Origin of the sequence: Mesorhizobium sp. LSHC420B00 (genome assembly GCF_000503055.1) — a bacterium.
GTDB lineage: Bacteria > Pseudomonadota > Alphaproteobacteria > Rhizobiales > Rhizobiaceae > Mesorhizobium.
Map to the genome: position 1 here is coordinate 94,597 of NZ_AYVY01000002.1, position 21,994 is coordinate 116,590.

Annotated in this window: 24 protein-coding genes and 1 pseudogene; 12 read left to right on the forward strand and 13 right to left on the reverse strand. The window is 62.6% G+C overall.

Translation table 11 applies throughout. The features are described from left to right. Positions 1-6 precede the first annotated feature (6 nt). The gene (gene queF / locus X760_RS44290; protein WP_023717181.1) at positions 7-468 is read right to left on the reverse strand and encodes a preQ(1) synthase; all 462 of its coding nucleotides are present in this window, start codon (positions 466-468) and stop codon (positions 7-9) included. 114 nt (positions 469-582) lie between these two features. On the opposite strand from queF, the gene X760_RS44295 reads away from it, so the two are divergent. Continuing rightward, complete coding sequence (locus tag X760_RS44295) at positions 583-2,628, forward strand: NADH:flavin oxidoreductase (protein ID WP_023717182.1); 2,046 nt, start codon at positions 583-585, stop codon at positions 2,626-2,628. Between the two features lie 141 nt (positions 2,629-2,769). On the opposite strand, the gene X760_RS44300 is transcribed toward X760_RS44295, so the two are convergent. Next, a complete protein-coding gene (locus tag X760_RS44300) occupies positions 2,770-3,177 on the reverse strand; it encodes a hypothetical protein (RefSeq protein WP_023717183.1) in 408 nt (135 codons plus the stop codon). Positions 3,178-3,294: 117 nt separating this feature from the next. Here X760_RS44300 and X760_RS44305 point away from each other — a divergent pair, with 117 nt between their 5' ends. Further along, entirely contained in the window at positions 3,295-3,723 is a 429-nt protein-coding gene (locus X760_RS44305; RefSeq protein ID WP_023717184.1) for a MarR family transcriptional regulator, read from the forward strand. Between the two features lie 20 nt (positions 3,724-3,743). Then, on the forward strand, positions 3,744-3,986 hold the full coding sequence (locus X760_RS44310) for a type II toxin-antitoxin system Phd/YefM family antitoxin (protein WP_023717185.1): 243 nt from the start codon (positions 3,744-3,746) through the stop codon (positions 3,984-3,986). A 5-nt stretch (positions 3,987-3,991) separates the two neighbouring features. On the opposite strand, the gene X760_RS44315 is transcribed toward X760_RS44310, so the two are convergent. Further along, positions 3,992-6,064: an EAL domain-containing protein gene (locus X760_RS44315; RefSeq protein ID WP_023717186.1), complete on the reverse strand. Its 2,073-nt coding sequence runs from the start codon at positions 6,062-6,064 to the stop codon at positions 3,992-3,994. A gap of 265 nt (positions 6,065-6,329) precedes the next feature. Here X760_RS44315 and X760_RS44320 point away from each other — a divergent pair, with 265 nt between their 5' ends. Together X760_RS44320 and tdh are read left to right on the forward strand one after the other, a co-directional pair. Continuing rightward, positions 6,330-7,526, forward strand: a complete 1,197-nt coding sequence (locus X760_RS44320) for a glycine C-acetyltransferase (RefSeq protein ID WP_023717187.1) — start codon at positions 6,330-6,332, stop codon at positions 7,524-7,526. A 68-nt stretch (positions 7,527-7,594) separates the two neighbouring features. Next, positions 7,595-8,629 (forward strand): L-threonine 3-dehydrogenase, encoded by a 1,035-nt coding sequence (gene tdh / locus X760_RS44325; protein ID WP_023717188.1) that lies wholly within the window; start codon positions 7,595-7,597, stop codon positions 8,627-8,629. A gap of 199 nt (positions 8,630-8,828) precedes the next feature. Here tdh and X760_RS44330 read toward each other — a convergent pair whose 3' ends face one another. After that, the gene (locus X760_RS44330; RefSeq protein WP_023717189.1) at positions 8,829-9,278 is read right to left on the reverse strand and encodes a MarR family transcriptional regulator; all 450 of its coding nucleotides are present in this window, start codon (positions 9,276-9,278) and stop codon (positions 8,829-8,831) included. Between the two features lie 137 nt (positions 9,279-9,415). Between X760_RS44330 and hmgA the strand changes: the two genes are divergently transcribed. The 5 genes and pseudogenes from hmgA (at position 9,416) to X760_RS44355 (ending at position 13,490) form a co-directional block, all read left to right on the forward strand. Continuing rightward, positions 9,416-10,729 carry a homogentisate 1,2-dioxygenase gene (gene hmgA, locus X760_RS44335; RefSeq protein WP_023717190.1) on the forward strand — a complete coding sequence of 438 codons (1,314 nt, stop codon included), beginning with the start codon at positions 9,416-9,418 and terminating at the stop codon, positions 10,727-10,729. A gap of 10 nt (positions 10,730-10,739) precedes the next feature. Next, positions 10,740-11,622 (forward strand): annotated as a pseudogene (locus X760_RS44340) (MBL fold metallo-hydrolase). After that, positions 11,619-12,641, forward strand: coding sequence for a fumarylacetoacetate hydrolase family protein (locus X760_RS44345; RefSeq protein WP_023717191.1), 1,023 nt, complete (start codon positions 11,619-11,621; stop codon positions 12,639-12,641). Before X760_RS44340 ends, X760_RS44345 begins: the two are co-directional and overlap by 4 nt. Next, positions 12,638-12,931, forward strand: coding sequence for a hypothetical protein (locus X760_RS44350; RefSeq protein WP_023717192.1), 294 nt, complete (start codon positions 12,638-12,640; stop codon positions 12,929-12,931). Before X760_RS44345 ends, X760_RS44350 begins: the two co-directional genes overlap by 4 nt. Before the next feature lie 4 nt (positions 12,932-12,935). Next, positions 12,936-13,490 (forward strand): DinB family protein, encoded by a 555-nt coding sequence (locus X760_RS44355; RefSeq protein ID WP_023717193.1) that lies wholly within the window; start codon positions 12,936-12,938, stop codon positions 13,488-13,490. Here the strand turns inward: X760_RS44355 and X760_RS44360 are convergent, their stop codons facing one another. The 3 genes from X760_RS44360 to hppD all read right to left on the reverse strand — a co-directional run bounded on the left by X760_RS44360 (position 13,491) and on the right by hppD (position 15,274). After that, the gene (locus X760_RS44360) at positions 13,491-13,868 is read right to left on the reverse strand and encodes a type II toxin-antitoxin system VapC family toxin (protein WP_023717194.1); all 378 of its coding nucleotides are present in this window, start codon (positions 13,866-13,868) and stop codon (positions 13,491-13,493) included. Continuing rightward, the gene (locus X760_RS44365) at positions 13,865-14,089 is read right to left on the reverse strand and encodes a type II toxin-antitoxin system prevent-host-death family antitoxin (protein ID WP_023717195.1); all 225 of its coding nucleotides are present in this window, start codon (positions 14,087-14,089) and stop codon (positions 13,865-13,867) included. The genes X760_RS44360 and X760_RS44365 overlap by 4 nt, the downstream gene beginning before the upstream one ends. 69 nt (positions 14,090-14,158) lie before the next feature. Beyond that, on the reverse strand, positions 14,159-15,274 hold the full coding sequence (gene hppD / locus X760_RS44370) for a 4-hydroxyphenylpyruvate dioxygenase (RefSeq protein ID WP_023717196.1): 1,116 nt from the start codon (positions 15,272-15,274) through the stop codon (positions 14,159-14,161). Positions 15,275-15,427: 153 nt separating this feature from the next. Here hppD and X760_RS44375 point away from each other — a divergent pair, with 153 nt between their 5' ends. Continuing rightward, positions 15,428-15,895 (forward strand): Lrp/AsnC family transcriptional regulator, encoded by a 468-nt coding sequence (locus X760_RS44375; RefSeq protein ID WP_023717197.1) that lies wholly within the window; start codon positions 15,428-15,430, stop codon positions 15,893-15,895. 12 nt (positions 15,896-15,907) lie between these two features. Here X760_RS44375 and X760_RS44380 read toward each other — a convergent pair whose 3' ends face one another. From X760_RS44380 to aztA, 4 genes are all read right to left on the reverse strand, one after another. Then, positions 15,908-16,246, reverse strand: coding sequence for a TIGR01244 family sulfur transferase (locus tag X760_RS44380; RefSeq protein ID WP_023674411.1), 339 nt, complete (start codon positions 16,244-16,246; stop codon positions 15,908-15,910). 186 nt (positions 16,247-16,432) lie between these two features. Further along, complete coding sequence (gene aztC / locus X760_RS44385; RefSeq protein WP_023717198.1) at positions 16,433-17,359, reverse strand: zinc ABC transporter substrate-binding protein AztC; 927 nt, start codon at positions 17,357-17,359, stop codon at positions 16,433-16,435. A gap of 22 nt (positions 17,360-17,381) precedes the next feature. After that, the gene (gene aztB, locus X760_RS44390; protein WP_023717199.1) at positions 17,382-18,257 is read right to left on the reverse strand and encodes a zinc ABC transporter permease AztB; all 876 of its coding nucleotides are present in this window, start codon (positions 18,255-18,257) and stop codon (positions 17,382-17,384) included. Further along, entirely contained in the window at positions 18,257-19,069 is an 813-nt protein-coding gene (gene aztA, locus X760_RS44395) for a zinc ABC transporter ATP-binding protein AztA (RefSeq protein WP_023717200.1), read from the reverse strand. Before aztA ends, aztB begins: the two co-directional genes overlap by 1 nt. A 212-nt stretch (positions 19,070-19,281) precedes the next feature. On the opposite strand from aztA, the gene X760_RS44400 reads away from it, so the two are divergent. Next, complete coding sequence (locus tag X760_RS44400) at positions 19,282-19,626, forward strand: RidA family protein (protein ID WP_023717201.1); 345 nt, start codon at positions 19,282-19,284, stop codon at positions 19,624-19,626. Positions 19,627-19,809: 183 nt separating this feature from the next. Here the strand turns inward: X760_RS44400 and hutC are convergent, their stop codons facing one another. Together hutC and X760_RS44410 are read right to left on the reverse strand one after the other, a co-directional pair. Then, entirely contained in the window at positions 19,810-20,571 is a 762-nt protein-coding gene (gene hutC / locus X760_RS44405; RefSeq protein ID WP_023717202.1) for a histidine utilization repressor, read from the reverse strand. Next, positions 20,568-21,920 (reverse strand): formimidoylglutamate deiminase, encoded by a 1,353-nt coding sequence (locus X760_RS44410; protein ID WP_023717203.1) that lies wholly within the window; start codon positions 21,918-21,920, stop codon positions 20,568-20,570. The genes hutC and X760_RS44410 overlap by 4 nt, the downstream gene beginning before the upstream one ends. Positions 21,921-21,994: the final 74 nt, after the last annotated feature.

Consider the following 21,994-nt stretch of genomic DNA (forward strand, 5'->3'; position numbering starts at 1 on the left):
TCAGGCTCACCCGCGCCCGCGATAGGGGGCGACGCCGGTGTCGGGCAGCCACACACCTTCCGGCGGGGCGCCCGTCTGCCAGAACACGTCGATCGGAATGCCGCCGCGCGGATACCAGTAGCCGCCGATGCGCAACCACAATGGCTTGGTCGCGGCGATGATGCGGCGGCCGATCATGACGGTGCATTCTTCGTGGAACGCGCCATGGTTGCGAAACGAGGTCATGAACAGCTTGAGCGACTTCGATTCCACCAGCAGCGCATCGGGTGCGTAGTCGACGACGATATGGGCGAAGTCCGGCTGGCCGGTGACCGGGCAGAGCGAAGTGAATTCCGGGCAGGTGAAGCGAACGATGGCCGGCGGGCCGTCGCCGCGCGAAAATGGCACGGTTTCCAGGACTGCCGCTTCAGGGCTCTGTGGCGCCTCGACGTTGGTGCCGAGCTGGGTGAGGTTTTTCGTATCGGTCATGAGCAGGTTCCTTGCTGCATGTCGCCCAAAACTGCGCAGCGATTTTGGGATAGCGACATGCGTAAAAACAAAAATTTGCCGCTCATTAGCACAATTTGAAACAGCAGGAAGACGATGACTAACAACGACCCGCTCCTCCAGCCCTATCAGCTCAAGCATCTGACGCTGAAGAACCGGGTGATGTCGACCAGCCATGAGCCGGCCTATTCTGAGGACGGCATGCCAAAGGAGCGGTACCGGCTCTACCATGCCGAAAAGGCCAAGGGCGGCATGGCGCTGACCATGACCGCCGGCTCGGCGATCGTCTCGCGCGACAGCCCGGCCGCCTTCGGCAATCTGCATGTCTATGACGACCGCATCGTGCCGTGGCTCGCCGAGCTTACCGATGCCTGCCACGAGCATGACTGCAAGGTGATGATCCAGATCACCCATCTCGGCCGCCGCACCGGCTGGAACAAGGCCGACTGGCTGCCGGTGCTGTCGGCTTCGCCGGTGCGCGAACCGGCGCATCGCGCCTTTCCCAAGATTATCGAGGACTGGGATATCGAGCGCATCGTCGTCGACTACGCGGCGGCCGCCCAGCGCTGCCAGGCTGCCGGCCTCGACGGCATCGAATTCGAGGCCTACGGCCACCTGATGGACGGCTTCTGGTCGCCGGCCACCAACCAGCGCGACGACGATTTCGGCGGCTCGCTCGACAACCGGCTGCGCTTCACCGGAATGGTGCTCGATGCGGTGCGTGCCGCGGTCGGCGAAAAGTTCGTCGTCGGCATCCGCATGGTCGCCGACGAGGATTTCGAGAAAGGCCTGTCGAAACAGGAAGGCGTCGAAATCGCCAGGCGGCTGGCCGGCTCCGGCAAGGTCGATTTCCTCAACATCATCCGTGGCTCGATCGAGACTGATGCCGCGCTGACAAAAGTCATTCCGGTGACCGGCATGCGGTCGTCGCCGCATCTCGACTTCGCCGGCGAGGTGAGGGCGGCGACGAAATTCCCGACCTTCCATGCTGCGCGGATTTCCGACGTCGCCACCGCGCGTTACGCCATCGCCACCGGCAAGCTCGACATGGTCGGCATGACGCGCGCCCATATCGCCGACCCGCACATCGTCAAAAAAGTGATGGAGGGCCGCGAGCACGAGATACGTCCTTGCGTCGGTGCAACCTACTGCCTCGACCGCATCTATGAGGGCGGTGAGGCGCTGTGCATCCACAATGCGGCAACGGGCCGCGAGGCTGATATCCCGCATATCATCCCGAAAACCGAGGGACCGAAGCGAAAGGTGGTCGTGGTCGGCGCCGGCGCCGGCGGGCTGGAGGCAGCGCGGGTCGCCGCCGAGCGCGGGCACCAGGTAACGGTGCTGGAAGCATCGAGCCAGGCCGGCGGCCAAGTGCGGCTGGCAACGCAGAACCCGCGCCGCAAGGAATTGATCGGCATCATCGACTGGCGGTTGGCCGAGCTGGACCGGCTCGGCGTCGAGATCCGCTACGACACCTGGGCGGAGAAGGACGACGTGCTGGCGCTGTCGCCGGACGTGGTGGTGATCGCCACCGGCGGCCTGCCGCAGAACCCGCCTCTGACTGCGGGCGACGATCTCGTCACCTCGAGCTGGGACATCATGGCCGGCAGCGTCAAGCCGGCCGAGAACGTGCTGCTCTATGACGACAATGGCGGCCATCAGGGCATGGGTGCTGCCGAACTGATCGCCAACAGCGGCGCCAGGCTGGAGCTGGTTTCACCAGAGCGCTTCTTCGCGCCGGAAATGGGCGGCATGAACCATGTGCCTTACATGCGCGCCTTCCAGGAAAAGGGTGTCACGGTGACCATCAACACACGGCTGCGTTCGGTGCGGCGCGAGGGCAACCAGCTGATCGCCGAGCTCGCCTCCGACTTCGCTGATGGCTGGCGCGGAGAGCGCCGCGTCGACCAGGTGGTGGTCGAGCACGGCACGCTGCCGCTCGACGATCTCTATCTGGCGCTGAAGCCGCTGTCGAAGAACGCCGGCGCGATCGACTACGAAAAGCTGGTCAATGGCGGCGACATCTTTCCCGTGCGCAATCCTCACGCCGGTTTCGTGCTCTTCCGCATCGGCGATGCAGTAGCCTCGCGCAACATCCACGCCGCCATCTATGACGGCATCAGGTTCGGCTTGCGAATCTGAGGAATATTTTGGATTGATTGGTGGCGCGCAGCCGAACCTCCGTACGGAGAGCCACCACGGTACTTCGGCTCGTTCTGCGCGCCGCGCACGCCGCCGGCTTGCGGCCGGACACCGTACGATCTTGCGATTGCGGCAGGCCGCTCAAAACATCCTGGCGGTAGCCATGCAGAACACGGTGATGACCAGCAGCCCGCCGGCGATGCGTTCGCCTTTTGTCATCTTCGCGCGCAACTGGGTTTGCGTCGCCGCATCAGCGCCGGCCAACTGCCTGCTGGCGGAACCCACCAGTGCGCCCTGGACCCCGGCGGCAATCAAGGCAGTCAAGATGCCCAGCGCCAGGACCTTCTCCATCGAGCCGAAGGACCCGTTGTGGAAGAAATACCAGAGCAGCAAACCCGTGAGGAAAACCACGCCGGCCGCGCCCATTTGCGGCCGGAAGAAACGTTCCGCCCGGATCTCCGGTTCGCGGGCAACCGCGATGGTGGTGCCGGCCCAGAACACACCCGCCATGACGTGAAGGCCGAGGACGATGATGTAGACATATTGCATGACCGCATTTCCTCTCTTGCCCACCGCTAACCATATGGATAGATATCAAATGATTAGATGTCAACGCATAAGCTCGAGCCGGTTCCATAGGCTTTGCCCTTGTTCTAGTGTCGGATCATGACGCCCTTTGACCGCCCGCCGATCGGGATGAATCTCGCCCGCACCGCCAAGCTGGTCGCGCAGGCTTTCGACGCTGCCCTGGTCGAGGCGGGGGGCACGCTGCCGGTCTGGGTGACTTTGCTGTCGGTCAAGTCGCGGGAGCTGGCCAACCAACGCGAGCTCGCCGGCATGATCGGTATTCGGGGCGCAACACTGACCCATCATCTCAACGCCATGGAGACGCAAGGCCTGCTGATACGGCGCCGCGATCCCGAAAATCGCCGGGTTCACCAGGTGGAGCTGACCCAAGCCGGAGAAGCGCTGTTCCTGAAATTGCGCACCGCCGCGTTAGCCTTCGACAAGCGGCTGCGGAAGGGATTATCCGACGACAGGTTGGCGGAGTTTGCACAGGTGCTGGCCGCGCTGCGGGCCAATGTCGAAGGTTAGAATTAGGCTAGGAAAACGCTATGCGCGAAATTTCGCTGAAGGATGCCAGGACTACACTCTCGGCGCTGCTCGATCAGGTCGTCGCGGGAGAACCGGCGGCCATCACGCGGCGCGGCCGCAAGCAGGCGGTCATTTTGTCATTTCAGGACTACGAAAAACTGGCGCGTGTGCCCAACATTGGACAATTGCTGGCAGCATTTCCCGGTGATGAGGATGACCTTCCGCCTCGGCTCATCAGGTCGGTTCGCAAGCCCGAACCATGACGGATCTACGCCCGGCTGCCCTGCAGCACCGTCAGCCTGGCCTTCTTGGGCGCCCGGGCCACCAGCCATTCGCGCACCCTGTCCGGTGGCATCGGGAAAGCGATGGAATAGCCTTGCACCTGGTCGCAGCCGATCGCCATCAGCGAGTCGAGCTCGGCTTCGGTTTCGGCGCCCTCGGCGACGATCGAGATGCCGAGACCGCGGGCGAGCTCGGTGAGGGCACGCACGATCTTGGTGTTGCCGCTGTTCTCGTTGATGTTCTGGACGAAACGGCGATCGATCTTCAGCCGGTCGATCTCGTTTGGATTGACATGGCTGAGCGATGCGTAGCCGGTGCCGAAATCATCGAGCTCAAGATGGATGCCGGCGGCGCGGATGTGCCGCAGCTTTGCCGCGATACCGGTCTTCTCGTCATCGAGAATAACGGATTCGACGATCTCCAGCGATAGTTTGTGCGCGGGCAGGCCAGCCCTCTCCAGCGTACCGAACAGGAAGACTTCGAAATCTGTCTCGCGCAGCTCCGAGCCGGACACATTGACGGCGATCCGTCCGAAGGCGATGCCTGCGCGGTTCCATTCGGCTGCTTCGTCGATCGCCTTGGCAATAACGATGCGGCCGATCTCGGGCATCAAGCCGCATTTTTCTGCGATCGGAATGAACTCGCCCGGCGCGATCATGCCGCGCTCGGCATGCCTCCAGCGAACCAAAGCCTCGATGCCACTGATAGCGCCATCCGACAGCGACACCTGCGGCTGGAAATAGACTTCGAACGCCTTCTCAGAGATGGCGATCCTGATGTCGAGTTCGAGCTGCTTGCGATTATCAAGTTCGCGCCTCAGCTCATCGGAGAAGAACGACAAACTGCCGCCGCCCTGCCTCTTGGCTGAATAGAGTGCCAGATCGGCATGGACGAGCAGGTCCTGCGCATTGTCGGCGTCGACGGGGTAGACCGCAATCCCGGCACTTACGCCTGGATGGATCGTCGTGCCTTGGAAGATGACCGGCTCATTGAGTTTGGCCAGCATGCGTCTGGCGACGATATCGATGTCCGCGGTGCTGCCGGCGTCGTTGAGGACGACAACGAATTCGTCGCCTCCGAGACGCACGTTGAGATCCGACGTCCGGCAGGAATCGCGCATGCGCTGCGCGGCCACCACCAGCACATAATCGCCAGCGGCGTGGCCGAGCGTGTCGTTGATCTGCTTGAACCGGTCGAGGTCGAACTGCACTACGGCGACCCGCTCACGCCTTCGCTGCGCACCACTGATGAACGTATCGAAATGGTCGGTCAGGAAGGTACGGTTGTGCAGGCCGGTCAGCCCGTCATGCACGGCAATGAAGGCCATGGAATTGCGTGCATCGACCAGCTCGCGCGTCCGGCGCAAGATGGCATTCGACATCGGCCGGAAAATGAAAAGTGCCACCAGCAGGATGACGCCGATGGTCGAATGGAACAATGTGCGATGAAGATCGAGGAGCCTTTCGGAGCGCTGGTCCGCGTAGGCGCTGATGCGCTGGCCGAGTGCTGCGTAGCCCGACAATGTTGCGTTGGCAACGGAAGCGTCCAGATTAACGCGCTCCTCTCCGCCCTTGTAGCCGCCGCTGCCGGTCGTGTTGAGCCGCGATTCGAATGAAGAGATCAGACGCTCGCCGTTGGCGATAAGCCCGACCGAGAAATAGTCGAGATGGTACGGCTTGGCGAAAAGCACGCTCTCGATCGATTTCGGATCGAATCTTGCCGGCGACACCGGATCGGCGGCGGTCCGCTCGAGCAGCAGATCGTAGTTCTTCTCGAACTCCACTGTCGCTTGCTTGAGCGCGCTAACCAGGGCGTGCTGTTGATCGCGCGAGGCGCTGCCTGTTGCGCCGGCAAGGAAGACGATGCGCTGCGACAGGGCTTTTTGTGTGCTGACGATATCGAGCAGCGCCTGATTGTGCCGTTGGGTCGCCATCACCTGTTGCAGCAGGATGAAGGACGCCACTACCATGGCGGCTATGATCAGCAGAGCCAGCCAGTAGCCGGACTTGATCAGGAGTATAAGCCTGCCCGAAACGGCGTGCACCGGCTGCTGCGACATTTTCCGAGTCGGCCCTCTCGCCAACGAATTCTTGTGCGACAACCTTTGGCTTCAAAGTGTTAACAGCTTTGGGATGGCAACAGGCCGGCGGCGACGACCGTGGCGGGAAACCCGCAAAGTGGTTATTGCAATCTTTCGCGGCGCCTCTGCATTTGAACATCGTGGCCTCTGCCGTGCCATTGCCGCCACCGAAGCGGTCGCTTTTGCGATGGATTTTTCGTCCGCGCGGCGCGACAGTCCTCATCGATCTCAACAGGGCCTGATCATGACCGAAGCATTCCTTTCCCACATCGACAGCGAGCTTGAAGGACTGAAATCGGCAGGTCTCTACAAATCCGAGCGGGTGATAACCTCGACCCAATCGGCCGAGATCGAGGTGGGCGGCGAGAAGGTGCTGAATTTCTGCGCCAATAATTATCTCGGCCTCGCCGACAGCGCCGAACTGCGGGAAGCAGCCAAGCAGGCGCTCGACCGTTACGGCTACGGCATGGCGTCGGTGCGCTTCATCTGCGGCACGCAGGAAGAACACAAGCAGCTCGAGGCGACCATTTCTGATTTCCTCGGCATGGAGGACACTATCCTCTACGGCTCCTGCTTCGATGCTAATGGCGGCCTGTTCGAGACGCTGCTCGGCGAGGAGGATGCGGTCATCTCCGATGCGCTGAACCACGCCTCGATCATCGACGGCGTGCGGCTGTCGAAGGCAAAGCGCTTCCGCTACGCCAACAACGACATGGCCGATCTGGAGGCGCGGTTGAAAGACGCGAGCGACTGCCGGTTCCGGCTGATCGCCACCGACGGCGTGTTCTCGATGGATGGCACCATCGCCAATCTGAAGGGCGTCTGCGACCTCGCCGACAAATACGATGCTATGGTGATGGTCGACGACAGCCATGCAGTTGGTTTCGTCGGCAGGAATGGCCGTGGCTCGGCCGAACATTGTGGCGTCGAGGNCGTCGAGGGCAGGGTGGACATCATCACCGGTACGCTCGGCAAGGCATTGGGCGGAGCGTCGGGCGGCTACACGTCGGGCAGGAAGCCGGTGGTCGACTGGCTGCGCCAGCGCTCGCGGCCCTATCTTTTTTCCAACACGCTGATGCCGGCGATCGCCGGCGCCTCGATAAAGGTCTTCGAACTGATCAAAGTCGGGGATGGATTGCGGAAGAGGCTCTACGACAATGCCGGGCATTTCCGGTCCGAGATGGGCAAGCTCGGCTTCACCCTGGCCGGCGCTGACCACCCGATCATCCCCGTGATGCTTGGCGATGCGACGCTGGCGCAGGAGATGGCGGCGCGGATGCTGAAGCGCGGCATCTATGTCATCGGCTTCTCGTTCCCGGTGGTGCCGAAGGGCCAGGCGCGCATCCGCACGCAGATGTCGGCCGCCCATTCCAGCGCAGACATCGATCGCGCGGTTGAGGCGTTCGCCGCAGTCGGTCGGGAACTCGGCGTGATTTCCTGAACGGCCGGAACCGAAAAGCGATTCCGGATCAAGAGGTTCAAGCGACTAAGGTTCTGGGGAACAAAAGAATGTCGAACATGATGAAGGCGCTGGTCAAGGCCAAGGCCGAGCCGGGCATCTGGATGGAAGAAGTGCCGGTGCCGGAGATCGGCCCCAACGACGTGCTGATCAAGATCAGGAAGACGGCGATCTGCGGCACCGACGTCCACATCTATAATTGGGACCAGTGGGCGCAAAAGACCGTGCCGGTGCCGATGGTTACCGGCCACGAATTTGTCGGAACCGTCGCCGATTTCGGTGCGGCGGTGACCGAGTACAAACTCGGCCAGCGCGTTTCCGGCGAAGGCCATATCGTTTGCGGCCATTGCCGCAACTGCCGGGCGGGCAGGGGGCATTTGTGCCGCAACACGCTCGGCGTCGGCGTCAACCGGCCGGGCGCCTTTGGCGAATACCTGGCGATCCCGCAGCACAATGTGGTGCCGATCCCCGACGACGTGCCCGACGAGATCGCGGCGATCTTCGATCCCTTAGGCAATGCTGTTCACACCGCATTGTCCTTTGATCTCGTCGGCGAGGACGTGCTGGTCACCGGCGCCGGGCCTATCGGCATCATGGGTGCACTGGTGGCGCAGTGCGTCGGCGCGCGAAAAGTGGTCATCACCGATATCAACCCGGTGCGCCTGGCACTGGCGAAAAAGCTTGGCGTTCAGCATGTCGTCGACGCATCGAAGGAAAAGCTGCGCGACGTGATGCCGGCGCTTGGCATGACCGAGGGCTTTGACGTCGGCCTCGAAATGTCGGGCGCAGCCCCTGCCTTCCGCGACATGATCGACACCATGAACAATGGCGGCAAGATCGCCATTCTCGGCATCGCGCCGACCGGCTTCGAAATCGACTGGAACAAGGTCATCTTCAAGATGCTGCATCTGAAGGGCATCTACGGCCGCGAGATGTTCGAGACCTGGTACAAGATGATTGCGCTGGTGCAGGGTCCTCTCGATGTCAGCGGCCTGATCACCCACCGCATCGGCATCGACGACTATGTTTCCGGCTTCGAAGCGATGAAGAGCGGCAATTCCGGCAAGGTGGTGATGGACTGGTAGGCGATCAGAAATGTTGGCGGGACAGCACCCCCCTCTGGCCTGCCGGCCATCTCCCCCTCAAGGGGGGAGATTGGCAGCTTCGCCGACATCGCTCTTCTTTGGAGATTGGCGAAAGCCGAAGCGACGTCCAATCTCCCCCCTTGAGGGGGAGATGTCCGGCAGGACAGAGGGGGTGTGAACGATCGCTGCGTAGCAGCTTTCACAGCTCCTTTCGTCGATCCGGCAACGCCATCTCCAGGGCCGCCACTCCGCTGACAACGGCCGCTCGCTGTTCCGTGCTCAGCCTCGCAAGCAATTCCAGCTCGAACGCTTTAGCCAGCGGCACCATCTCGCGATAGGCGACAAGGCCAGCTCGGGTCAGCGTCAGATGCTCGACCCGCCTGTCTTTTCCATCCGGTGTGCGAGTGAGCCAGCGGCGCCGTTCGAGCTCGGCGACGGCTCGCGAAACCTTGGTCTTGTGCATGGCCGACTGCTCGCCGAGTTCCGTCGCGGTCATGGTGCCGTGCTGGCCGAGCCCGGCCAGCGTGCGCCATTCGGGTCGGGTCAGGCCGTGACGGTCCTTGTATATCCTGGAGAATTCCCGGCTGACGGCATCGGCGAGACGGTAGAGCCGGTAGGGCAGGAAGCTTTCGAGTTCCAGGACGTCCATGATTTTGTATCCCGGCAGACGCCGTGGTTGATAGTTACATTTTCAATGGTTACAGATGAAACCAGTTTGGTCAATGCTTGAGTGCCGCAGCCATCGGAGGCGAGGAGCGCGCTCTGTCAGTATCCAGGGAGGATGCCATGGCCTATTCCTACATGCCGGGTTTCGGCAACGACTTCGAGACCGAGACTTTGCCGGGCTCGCTGCCGCAAGGACGCAACTCGCCGCAGCGGCCGGCCTACGGCCTCTACGCCGAGCAGCTTTCGGGCTCTCCTTTCACTGCGCCGCGCGGCACCAATGAGCGCTCCTGGCTTTATCGGATAAGGCCGAGCGTCAGGCATACCGGTCGCTTCAAAGCGGCGAATTATCCGCTGTGGAAAAGCGCGCCGAACGTCGGCGACCACCAGCTCGCTCTCGGCCAGTATCGCTGGAGCCCCGTGCCGATGCCGAAAGAGCCGACAGACTTCATCGCCGGCATGCGCTCGATCACCACCGCCGGCGACGTGCTCGGCCAGACCGGCATGGCGGCACATGTCTATGTCGCCAACCGTTCGATGGCCGACGACCATTTCTTCAACGCCGATGGCGAGTTGCTGGTCGTGCCGCAGGTTGGAGCCTTGCGCTTCGTCACCGAGATGGGCGTCATCGAACTCAGGCCGGGCGAGATCGCCGTGCTGCCGCGCGGCCTGGTGTTCAAGGTCGAACTGGTGGATCCGCAAGTGCGTGGCTATGTCTGCGAGAATTACGGCGCCAAGCTGACGCTGCCGGATCGCGGCCCGATTGGCGCCAACTGCCTGGCCAATCCGCGCGATTTCAAGACGCCCTGTGCCTGGTTCGAGGACAAGGAAACACCGTGCCGGCTGATCGCGAAATGGTGTGGCCAGTTCCATGTCACCGAGATCGATCATTCGCCGCTGGATGTGGTGGCGTGGCACGGCAATTATTCGCCCTACAAATATGATCTTGCGACCTTTTCGCCGGTCGGCGCGATCTTGTTCGATCATCCTGACCCATCGATCTTCACCGTGCTGACCGCGCCGAGCGGCGAGGAAGGCACCGCCAATATCGATTTCGTCATCTTCCCGCCGCGCTGGCTTGTGGCGGAAAACACTTTCCGGCCGCCGTGGTATCACCGCAACATCATGAGCGAGTTCATGGGCCTGATCCATGGTCAGTACGATGCCAAGGAAGAGGGCTTCGTGCCCGGCGGCATCAGCCTGCACAACATGATGCTGGCTCACGGACCAGATGCGTCTGGCTTCGAAAAAGCCTCGCGCGCGGAGCTGAAACCGGTCAAGCTCGACAACACCATGGCCTTCATGTTCGAGACACGCTTTCCGCAGATGGTGACCCGCTATGGCGCCGAGCTCGAAACCCGGCAGGACAATTACATCGACTGCTGGGCCGATCTGAAGAAACGCTTCAACGGCACGCCAGAGGGCGACTGGTCTTGAGCGCCGTCGCATGACGGATCGTCTGGTGCTTCTCGGCTCGAAGGGCGGCCCGGCGCTCAGGCCGGGCGGGCCGTGGCCGAGTTCGTCACTGCTGGAGATTGGCCGTCGCAGCATCGTCGTCGATTGCGGGCTGGGCGTAACGCGCGGGCTGACCGATGCCGGCGTCAGCCTGAAGGCGCTCGACCTGATCTTCATCACGCATTTGCACTCCGACCATGTGCTGGAACTCGGACCGTTGATCCACACCGCATGGACGGCCGGCCTGGGGACAAAGGTCACCGTATTCGGCCCGCCCGGCATCGGCTACTACTGGCAGCGCTTTTGCCAGGCGATGGAGTTCGACATCGAGATCCGCATCGCCGACGAAGGGCGGCCGGATCTCCGCGACCTGGTCTCGATTGTCGAGTTTGGTGAAGGGCAGGTGGCGGAAGAGCGCGGTCTCAAAATATCGGCCTTGCGTGTCGACCACCCGCCGGTGACGGACTGCTTTGCGCTGCGCTTCGAGCAAGCCGGGCAAAGCATCGTCTTCTCGTCCGATACGGCGTTCTTTCCGCCATTGGCGGATTTCGCCGAGGGCGCCGATGTCCTGGTCCACGAGGCCATGCTGGAAGAGGGTATCGAGCGGCTGGTCGNCGGGCAACGGCGCAAGGCTGAGGGAACACCTGCTTGCCAGCCACAGTTTTGCCGAGGAAGCCAGCCGCATCGCCAGTGATGCAGGCGTCAAAAGACTGGTCCTCAACCACCTCATTCCGGCCGACGATCCGGAAATTGGCGAAGCCGACTGGATTGCCGCCGTCAGGAAAACATGGGCCGGCGACTTGACGATCGCCCGCGACGGCCTTGTTGTGGAATTAAGCAGCGCCAAAGCTGCGCCAGGAGAGGAAACCGCATGAAGCTTGCCACCTTGAAGGACGGGACGCGCGACGGAAAACTCGTCGTCGTCTCGCGCGACCTGACGCGGTTTACCGATGCGTCGTTCCTGGTGCGGACGCTGCAGGCCGCGCTCGATGACTGGCGTCGGATCGCGCCGCATCTCACCGCCATGGCCGAATCGCTGGAGAACAATGCGGTGCCGTCGGCTCGCTTTCACGAGCACGACGCCCATTCGCCGCTGCCGCGCGCCTACCAATGGGCCGACGGCTCGGCCTATGTGAACCATGTCGAGCTGGTGCGGAAGGCGCGCGGCGCCGAGATGCCGGCAAGCTTCTGGACCGATCCGCTGATCTACCAGGGCGGTTCGGACGCCTTCCTCGCACCGCGCGACCCAATCCGCATGATCGACGAGACCCTTGGCATCGACCTGGAAGGCGAGGTCGCCGTCATTGTCGACGACGTGCCGATGGGCGCTGGCCTCGACGAGGCGCGGGCAGCGATCCGGCTGGTCATGCTGGTCAACGACGTGACGCTGCGCGGCCTGACCGGACCCGAGCTTGCCAAGGGGTTCGGCTTCTTCCAGTCGAAACCGTCATCAGCCTTTTCGCCGGTTGCGGTGACGCCGGACGAACTGGGCGATGCCTGGGACGGCGGCAAGGTCAGCCTGCCGCTGCTGGTCGATCTCAACGGCAAACCGTTCGGCCGGGCGAACGCCGGCATCGACATGACCTTCGACTTTCCGGCGCTGATTGCCCATGCCGCAAAAACGCGGCCGCTGGCCGCCGGCACCATCGTCGGTTCGGGCACCGTCTCCAACAAGCTCGATGGCGGGCCGGGCAAGCCTGTCTCGGCGGGCGGCGCCGGCTATTCCTGTATCGCCGAGTTGCGTATGATCGAGACCATCGAAGCCGGCGAACCGAAGACGCCGTTTCTGCGCTTTGGCGATACCGTGCGCATCGAGATGAAGGACAGGGGCGGGCATTCGATCTTCGGCGCCATCGAGCAGAAGGTCGAGAAATACGAGGGGGCAAGAGAATGACAGGCGAGACATTCTATCTCCTGTGCGGTGTCTGGGCCCTTGTCATGCTGGCGATCTTCATCCAGGCGATCCGGCTGAGCTATCGCATCGAGGCGCGCTCGCCCGGCCTGACCAACCGCAGCGGCTTTCCGCGCAAAGCGATGATGTTTCACACCGTCACCAACACGAACGTCGCGCGTGACCAGGAAACGCAAGGCATGCGGCGGCGCATGATCGGGCTGCTGCTGATTGTTCTCGCTGGATTCCTGCTAATGGGGGCAGGCTTGTCGTTGGTCCGGTCAGCTGCGTGAAGTCATGGACCTGCTGAACCATTTCCGCCGCATGGCGCGCAACAATCTCTGGTCGAACGACCGGCTTTATGGCGCCGTACTGCAGCTTAAGCCTGGTGAATTCGAAGCCGAGCGAACCAGCTTCTTCCCGTCGATCAAGGCAACGCTGAACCACATTCTGGCGGTCGATCACCTCTATCTCGATTTTCTCGAAGAGGGCGGCGTCGGCGCCGCGGCCTATGATGAGTTCTTGCGCTTCGACGAAGCGGACGCGCTCTTTGGCAAGCGGGCGGAGGCCGACCGGCGGCTGATCGCTTTTTGCGACCGCCTGTCGGCGGACGATCTCGAACGCCGCGTCGTCACTGATCGGCGCGAGGACGGCATGATACCGGAGCGGATCGGCGATTTGCTCGCCCATCTCTTCATCCACGACATCCATCATCGCGGCCAGGTGCACGCGATGCTGTCTGGCACCTCGGTGAAACCGCCACAACTCGACGAGTTCTTCCTCGATTACGATGTTAAGTTGAGGAAAGCCGAAGTCGAGCGGCTGGGACTGCGAGACCAACTGCTTGGCTAATTATGCCAAAGCCACATCGTAACTGGCGAAATGCGGGTCGGATGTAAGGATGGTGAGATTCTCCATTTGCGCCTGCGCAATCAGAAGTCTGTCGAACGGATCACCATGGTGGTGGGGTAGGCTGCCGACGGCGTTTGCGTGCTGGAAGGTTACGGCGAGCGGCTGAAATTGCATCCTTGGAAGCAGCGTTGGCAGGTCGTCCGGCGCATCGAGTTTTCTGATCGAGCGTTTGATGGCAATTTCCCAGACGCTAGCCGCGCTCGCGAACACCACCGCTTCCGAAGCCAGAATAGCGCGGTGGTGCTCGCTGAGACGCCGATCGTCCGAAATCGACCAGAGGATGATGTGTGTGTCGGCGAGAAACGGGCCGACCGTCATTTCACGTACTCATCCCACTCGGGACCGAGTTCATCAAAATCGTCCGCAATCCAGATCTTGCCCTTCAATGCGCCGATACGCGGCAGGGATTCGGCCACTGCCGGAGGTACGATACGCGCCGCCACCTTGCCGTGGCGTGTGAGCACGATCTCCTCGCCGGCTTCCGCACGGCTGACGAGTTCCGACAATTTGGCCTTGGCTTCGGCAATGGAAACATTCATGACTCGATCCTTTATGACCAGAATTTAGGTCATAACTGATCAAACCACAAGGCACCTCGGCCGAACTGGCTACGCTGCCTTGCCGTCCACCTTCAGCACGCCGCGCTTGATCTGGTCCTGCTCGATGGATTCGAACAGAGCGCGGAAATTGCCCTCGCCAAAACCTTCGTCGCCCTTCCTCTGGATAAACTCGAAGAAGATCGGCCCGATCACAGTCTTTGAAAAAATCTGCAGCAGGATCTTGGTCGTGCCGCCGTCGACGACGCCTTCGCCGTCGATCAGGATGCCGTGCCTTTTCATGCGCTCGATCGGCTCTTCATGGCCGTTCACGCGGGCATAAGACATGTCGTAATAGGTCTCGGGCGGGCCCGGCATGAACTTCAGGCCGTTGGCGGCCAGCCTGTCGGTGGCGCCGTAAATGTCGTCGGTGCCGACGGCGATGTGCTGGATGCCCTCGCCATTGTACTTCTTCAGATATTCGGCGATCTGGCTGGTCTCGTCCTTGGACTCGTTGAGCGGGATGCGGATCTTGCTGCAGGGCGAGGTGATGGCGCGGCTGACCAGGCCGGTGATCTTGCCGTCGATGTCGAAGAAATGGATCTGCTTGAAGCCGAACAGGTCGCGGTAGAAATCCCACCATTTGTCCATCTGGCCGCGATAGACATTGTGGGTCAGGTGGTCGAGATAATAGAAGCCGACGCCTTCCGGCCTGGGATCGCGCTCGCCCAGCCAGTCGAACTCGGCGTCGTAAGCCGAGCCCTTCTCGCCATAGGTTTCGATGAAATAGAGCAGCGATCCGCCGATACCGACGATTGCCGGCACGTCGAGCGACTTGCCGGCGCCTTCATAGGGCGTCGCGCCCTTGGCAACGGCGTGGTCGAAGGCATGCCTGGCATCGACCACCCGCCACGCCATCGAGGCGGCGCAAGGGCCGTGCTTGTCGACGAATTTCATCGCATGCGAGCCGGGTTCGGCATTGACGACATAATTGATGTCGCCCTGCCGCCAGACGGTGATGTCCTTGCTGCGGTGCTTGGCCACCGGCACGTAGCCCATGCGGGTGAAAAGCTCGGCGAGCTTTTCCGGCTCGGCATGCGCGAATTCGACGAATTCGAAGCCGTCGGTGCCGGCGGGATTGGTTTTGCTGATCTTGGCGGGCGGTGCGTCGTGCGGGAAGGGACCCATGGCATTGCTCCGAAATCTGGCCCGAAATCTAGCATTGGCCGCATCGGCCATATCTGATCCCAATCATAGCGCGGAGCGAGTGCAAATTGCTTGCATTCAAACGCTTGAAATGTTCCGATCATGCGCAACTTGTGCATGACCGGGTCGAAATCCATGGATGAAGCGCGCATTGACCAGTTTGACCGCAAGATAATGGCTCTGCTGCAGGCCGACGCGCGGTTGACCAACAACGATTTGTCGGAACGAGTGAATCTGTCAGCGTCGCAATGCTCGCGCCGTCGCCAGCGGCTGGAGGAGGACGGTTATATCAAGGGCTACCGGGCGGTGCTGGACCGCGACAAGCTCGGCTTTTCCCTGGTCAACGTCATTTCGGTGACGCTCGCCACCCACAACCGCGACAATGCGCGGCGTTTCGGCGAATTAGTGGCGCGGCTGCCGCAAGTGCAGGAAGCGCACGCGCTGACCGGCGAGATGGATTATATATTGAAAGTGGTGACGCCGGACCTGAAGTCGCTGTCGGAATTCGTCAACAGCGTGCTGCTCCCGCACGAATCGGTGCAGCATGTGAAGACGGCGATCGTGCTGGAGACGTTGAAGGAGACCGGCGCGCTGCCGATCTGAGGGCGCGAACGTTCACCCCTTCGATTGCTGGATCAGCCCATAGAGATTGGTGCAGCGGGCGCCGGACCGGCAATAGGCGAACACCGGGCCTTCGAGTTCGTCGAGCGCCTCAGCCTGGTCCTCGACATTCTCGGCCGTGATCTGGCCGCTGATGACGGGGATGTAGCGGAAGGCGAGCCCGGCGCCCTCGACCGCCGCCTTGACGGTGTCGGCCGATGGCTGGCCGGGCTGCTCGTCGTCCGGCCGGTTGCAGATCACGCTCTTGAAGCCGGCGGCCTTGATGGTCGCGACATCCTCGGGCTGGATCTGGCCCGAGACCGAATAGTCCTCGCTGATCTGACGGTATTCCATGGCTGGGGTCCTCGCAATCTGGTTAGCGGCAGTCTTGCCACTCCCTGACCCGGTCGGCAATCCGCGCGAAAAGAAATCCATCCGCGCAGATAGAGATTTCGATGCCGGAAATCCAGCCGGGCTAACGCCGCATGTCGCCAGGACGCATCATGCGCCAGCCCGGCTGGATGAACCGGATCGGTCGGCTCAGCTGCCGAGGATCGCGCCTTTGATCTGGGCGATGTTGTTGTGCATCAGGTCGATATAGGTCGAGGCCGGGCCGTCGGGCTGTGAGAGCGCATCGGAATAGAGCGTGCCGCCCACCTTGATGCCGGTCTCGCTGGCGATCTGCTCGATCAGCCGCGGATTGGTGATGTTCTCGACGAAGATCGCCGCCGCCTTGTCCTGTTTCACCTGGCTGACCAGCTTGGCGACGTCGGCGGCGGAGGGCTCCGACTCGGTCGACACGCCTTCCGGGGCCAGGAACGTCAAGCCGTAGGCCTGCTCGAAATAGCCGAAGGCATCATGCGAGGTGATGACGACGCGCTTCTCTTGCGGGATCGACTGGATCGCTGCCTGTACCTCGCCCTCGAGCGCATCGAGCTTTTGCGTATAGGCGGCTGCATTGGCCTTGTAGCTGTCGCAACCCGCAGCGTCGGCCGTGCAGAAGGCGTCGGCGATGTTCTTCACATAGATCTTGGCATTGGCGATCGACTGGAAGGCGTGCGGATCGGTTGCCGTCTCACCATCGGCGTGGGCGTCGGCCTCGGCGAATTCGGGCTTGAAATTGATCGGCGTGACGCCCTTGGTCAGCACGGCGACGGTCGCCTTGGTTGCGCTGGCGTCGACCAGGCGCTGCAGAAAACCTTCGAAATGCAGGCCGTTGACCAGCACGATGTCGGCCTTGGCCATCGCCACCGCATCGGCTGGGCTCGGCTCGTAGACATGCGCATCCCCGTTCGGCCCGACGATGGTGGTCAGATCGATCCGGTCGCCGCCGACATTCTTGGCGAAGTCTCCGATGATGGTGAAACTGGCGACCACTTTCAACGGCTCCGCGAAAGCCGAAGATGCGCCAAAGGCGGTTAATGTTATAACGCTCACGGCCAAAGCGGCGCGGATCGATTTCAGCATGGACAAGTCTCCTTCGTTGGGATCAGGCAGTTCTGTGGCGGTGATGGATGATGCGGGCGCGCAGGATGCCGCGCGTCCCGAACAGGATCGAGGCGAAATAGACGACGCCGGCGGACAGGATGATGGCCGGGCCGGAGGGCAGCGACGCATGATAGGACAACAGCAGCCCGGCAATGCAAGAGGCAAAGCCGATCACTGTCGCCAGCACGCACATCGGCTCGACGCGCGAGGTCCAGAAGCGGGCCGCCGCTGCCGGCAGCATCATCAGCCCGACCGACAGCAAGGTGCCGAGCGCCTGGAAGCCGCCGACGAGGTTGAGCACGACGAGGCCGAGAAAGATGAAATGCACCGGGCTGCCCATCCGGCTGACCGAGCGCAGGAACAAGGGGTCGAGGCATTCGGCGACCAGCGCTCGCCAGAAGATGGCGAGGCTGACCAGCGTCACCACGACGATGCCGCCGATCAGCGTCAGCGCCTCGTTGTTCAGCGCCAGCACGGTGCCGAAAAGCACATGCATAAGATCGACGCTGGAGCCGCGGATCGACACCATCAGCACGCCGATGGCCAGTGAAATCAGATAGAAGGCCGCCATCGAGGCGTCCTCGCGCTGGATGGTGAAGCGCGAGACGGCACCGGCGCCGAGCGCCACGATGATGCCGGCGATCAACCCGCCGACGGTCATGGGCAGGATCTCCAGCCCATAGAACAGGAAGCCGGCGGCAGCACCGGGCAGGATGGCATGGGCCATGGCGTCGCCGGACAGGCTCATGCGCCGCAGCATCAGGAACACGCCGACCGGGCAGGCGCCGAGCGACAGCATCAGCGAGCCGGCGAGCGCCCGCTGCATGAAGGCGTAGTCGGCGAAAGGAGCTACGAAAAGACCGTAAAGCACGTCCATCATGCCGCCCTCGGCCCGGAGCCGTGATGATGGTCGTGGTCATGGCTGTGCTCGTGGCCACTGTGCTCGTGGTCATGCTCGCCAGGCTCACACCATGGCGCGTTGTCCTCCCAGGCTTCGTGGAAGCGGCGCGCGCGCAACAAATTCTCCGGCCTCAGCGTCTCTCTGGTCTCGCCCCAGGCGACCGGCTGGCGCGCCAGGAGCAGTGTTTCGGGGAAATTCTGCCGCACCAGGTCGAGATCGTGGACGACCACCATGATCGTACGCTCCTCGCCATGCCAGCGCTTGATCAGTGCGATCAGGTCGCCGACGGTCTTTGTGTCGACGGCATTGAACGGCTCGTCGAGCAGGATGAGCTCGGCATCCTGCAACAGCACGCGGGCAAACAGCGTGCGCTGCAGCTGGCCGCCCGACAACGTGTCGATCGGCCGCTTCTCGAAACCGCCGAGGCCGACGGCCATCAGCGCCTTGCTGACCGAGTCGCGATCTTCCCTGGTATAGCGGCCGAGCATGCCACGCCGCGGCCACAGGCCAAGCGAAACCAGGTCGACGACCCGGGCCGGAAAGGAGCGGTCGAGCTCGGACTGCTGCGGCAGGTAGGCGGCGCGCACGCCCGGCGCCCGGATCACCGCACCGGCCATCGGCTTCAGGACGCCAACGATGCCCTTCATCAGCGTCGACTTGCCGGAGCCGTTGGCGCCGACGACCGCCGTCAACGATCCCTTGCGGATCGTGCCGTCGAGGTGGTGGATCGCAGGATGGCTGTTATAGCCCAGCGTCAGGTCGCGGAAGGTCAGGCAGGTTTGGCTCATGTGACGATCCATGGGGCGACGATCGGTGCTGCAGGGGCGGATTCGATATGTGATGTTATTACATTAGTCAACAAGCCAATCGGGCGGAATTGCGGCCGGACCGTCTTGTTGTGTGCTTTGGCTTGGCTCAAGAGGTTCCGCTCGAGCGGCCTTGCCCCCGGCGAACCCGGCCCCTAAACAGGCGCAACTGGCAAGAGGAGAAGGAATATCCAATGAGCATTCGTCGCATCGATGTAGGCCCGCGCATGAGCCAGATCGTCATCCACGGCAACACCGTCTATCTGGCCGGTCAGGTCGGCAAGCCGGGTGGAAACGTCGGCGCCCAGACAAGAGACATTCTGGCGGCGATCGACGAATTGCTGGCCAAGGCCGGCACCGACAAGACCAAGATCCTGCAGGCGATCATCTGGCTGGCCGACATGGGCACCTTTGCTGAGATGAACGCCGAGTGGGACAAATGGGTACCACAGGGCAACACGCCGGCCCGCGCCACCGGCGAGGCCAAGCTTGCCGGACCGGAATATCTGGTCGAGATCATTGTTACCGCGGCGATTTGAGGCGCTCCGTAGGTTCCCCCTCATCCGGCCGCTTCGCGGCCACCTTCTCCCCGAGGGGAGAAGAGACTGGCGCTGGCACCAGCGATCTCCTCTCCCCTCGGGGAGAGGTCGGATTGCCCCGAATTGCTCTTCGCAATTCCGTCGGCAATCCGGGTGAGGGGGTCTGACCCTCAGTTGAAATGCTCACCCCTGCGACGGCGTGAACCGCGCCACCAGCGTATGGCTCTCGGCCGCGTAGGTGAACCGGACATGGGTGACGGGGTGCTCGGCGCTCCATGTTCGCCGCTCGATCACCAGGCACGGCGCGCCGGTCGCGATGTCGAGAGCCGCCGCGATGTGCTTTTCGGCGGCAACCGCGCGGATGCGATGCTCGGCCGCACTCCATGGCACACGGCCGATCAGCCACGGACCGGGCGCCGTGTCGAAAAACGCCTCTTCGGCGGCCTCCGGCACGGCAGCCAGGTTGATCAGCCGCTGCTCGTGGGCGAACGGCCGGTTGCCGGCGAAATGCCGGCATTCCAGCGCCAGCACCGGCCCGGCGACGTCGAGTTCCAGCAGGGCGCGATCGTCGGCACTGCTGCGCCTTCTGCTTCCCGCCACGCGCTCGTAGCGGTAGGGCAGGCCAAGTGCCTCGACCTCGATTCGGATGTCGTGGATTTCGAGAACGGCCGCCTGCGATTGCGGCCGGCGGACAAAACTGCCGGAGCGACGCCGGCGCTCGATCAGCCCGGCCTTGGCCAATTGCGACAGCGCCTTGTTCACCGTCATGCGCGAACATCTGTATTCTTCCGTCAGTTCATGCTCGAACGGAATGCGGTGGCCGGGCGCCCAGGCGCCGGACAGGATCCGTTCGCTAATGTCCGACAGGATGCGCTGGTGTAGCGAAAGGGCCTCGCCGCCGTCCGCGCTTCCAGAATCCGCGCTTATCGCCTCGATCATGCTCATGCCGAAAGCGCCGTCATCACCTTGCGGAAGCGCTCGGCAATGGCATCGCGTCTTGCATGCCTGCCGTCGCTGACCAGTTTCCTGCCATGCACCCAGACGCAATCGATCTTGGTGCCGTTGGCAAAAATCCAGGCGTCGAGGATCGCATCACCTGCCTTGCCCGCCAACGATGGATGCTTGCCGTCGAGCGAGACGAGATCGGCCGAGGCACCGGCAGTGATCCGCGAGGCGCCGGCGCCCAACGCGGAACTGCCACCCTCGAGCGCCGCATCGAACAACGCGCGACCGGTCGATCCGCCGGCCACCGCCAACACGTTGCGGGCGCGGTGGGCGAGGCGCTGCGAATATTCGAGTTGCCGCAACTCGTTCGGCAGGCCGATCAGCACGTTGGAATCCGAACCGATGCCGAAGCGGCCGCCATGCTGCATGAACAGCGGCGCGGCAAAGGTGCCGTCGCCGAGATTGGCCTCGGTGATCGGGCAGAGGCCGGCAACGGCGCCGCTTTTCGCCATATCGGTCGTCTCGGTGTCGGTCATGTGGGTGGCGTGGATGAGGCACCAGCGCTGGTCGACCTTGGCATTGGCAAGCAGCCATTCGACCGGCCGCGCCCCGGACCAGGCAAGGCAGTCCTCGACCTCCTTCATCTGCTCGGCGATGTGGATGTGGATCGGCCCCTCCGGCGCCATCGCCGTGATGTTTTCCAGTTCCTCGGGTGTCACGGCACGCAGGCTGTGTGGGGCCACGCCGACGACAGCCTGAGTCAACGCGCGAAGGGATTCGCGGCTTTTCTCAACAAGCCGCGAGAACTGGTTCACATCGTTGATGAATCGCCGCTGGCCTTCATTTGGCGCAGCGCCGCCGAAAGAGGAATGCGCGTAGAACACCGGCAGCAAAGTCAGCCCGATGCCTGTCTCGGACGCTGCAGCAATGATACGCTCCGCCATCTCGGCGATGTTGGCATAGGGCCGGCCGTCGCGGTCGTGGTGCAGATAGTGAAACTCGCCGACGCGCGAGAACCCGGCCTCCAGCATCTCGACATAGAGTTGCGCCGCGACCGCCTCGACCTGGTCCGGCGTCATCGACAGCGCGAAACGATACATCACCTCGCGCCAGTTCCAGAAACTGTCGGCGGAAGGGCCGCGCAATTCGGCAAGGCCGGCCATGCCGCGCTGGAAGGCATGGCTGTGCAGGTTCGGCATGCCGGACAAAAGGATAGAATGGCGCTCGTCGCCGGGCAGAGGCGAGGTATTCGCCTCGGCCGTTGCGATCTTGCCGTCGGAGATTACGATCCGCACATCGCTGCGCCAGCCGTCGGGCAGAAGTGCCTGTTCCGCAAAAATCGCCGTCACGTCTTTCTCCAAATCCCGGTTGGCCATGTGATGATAGCGCTTGCAGTGCCTTTTGATATGTATATACATAATAA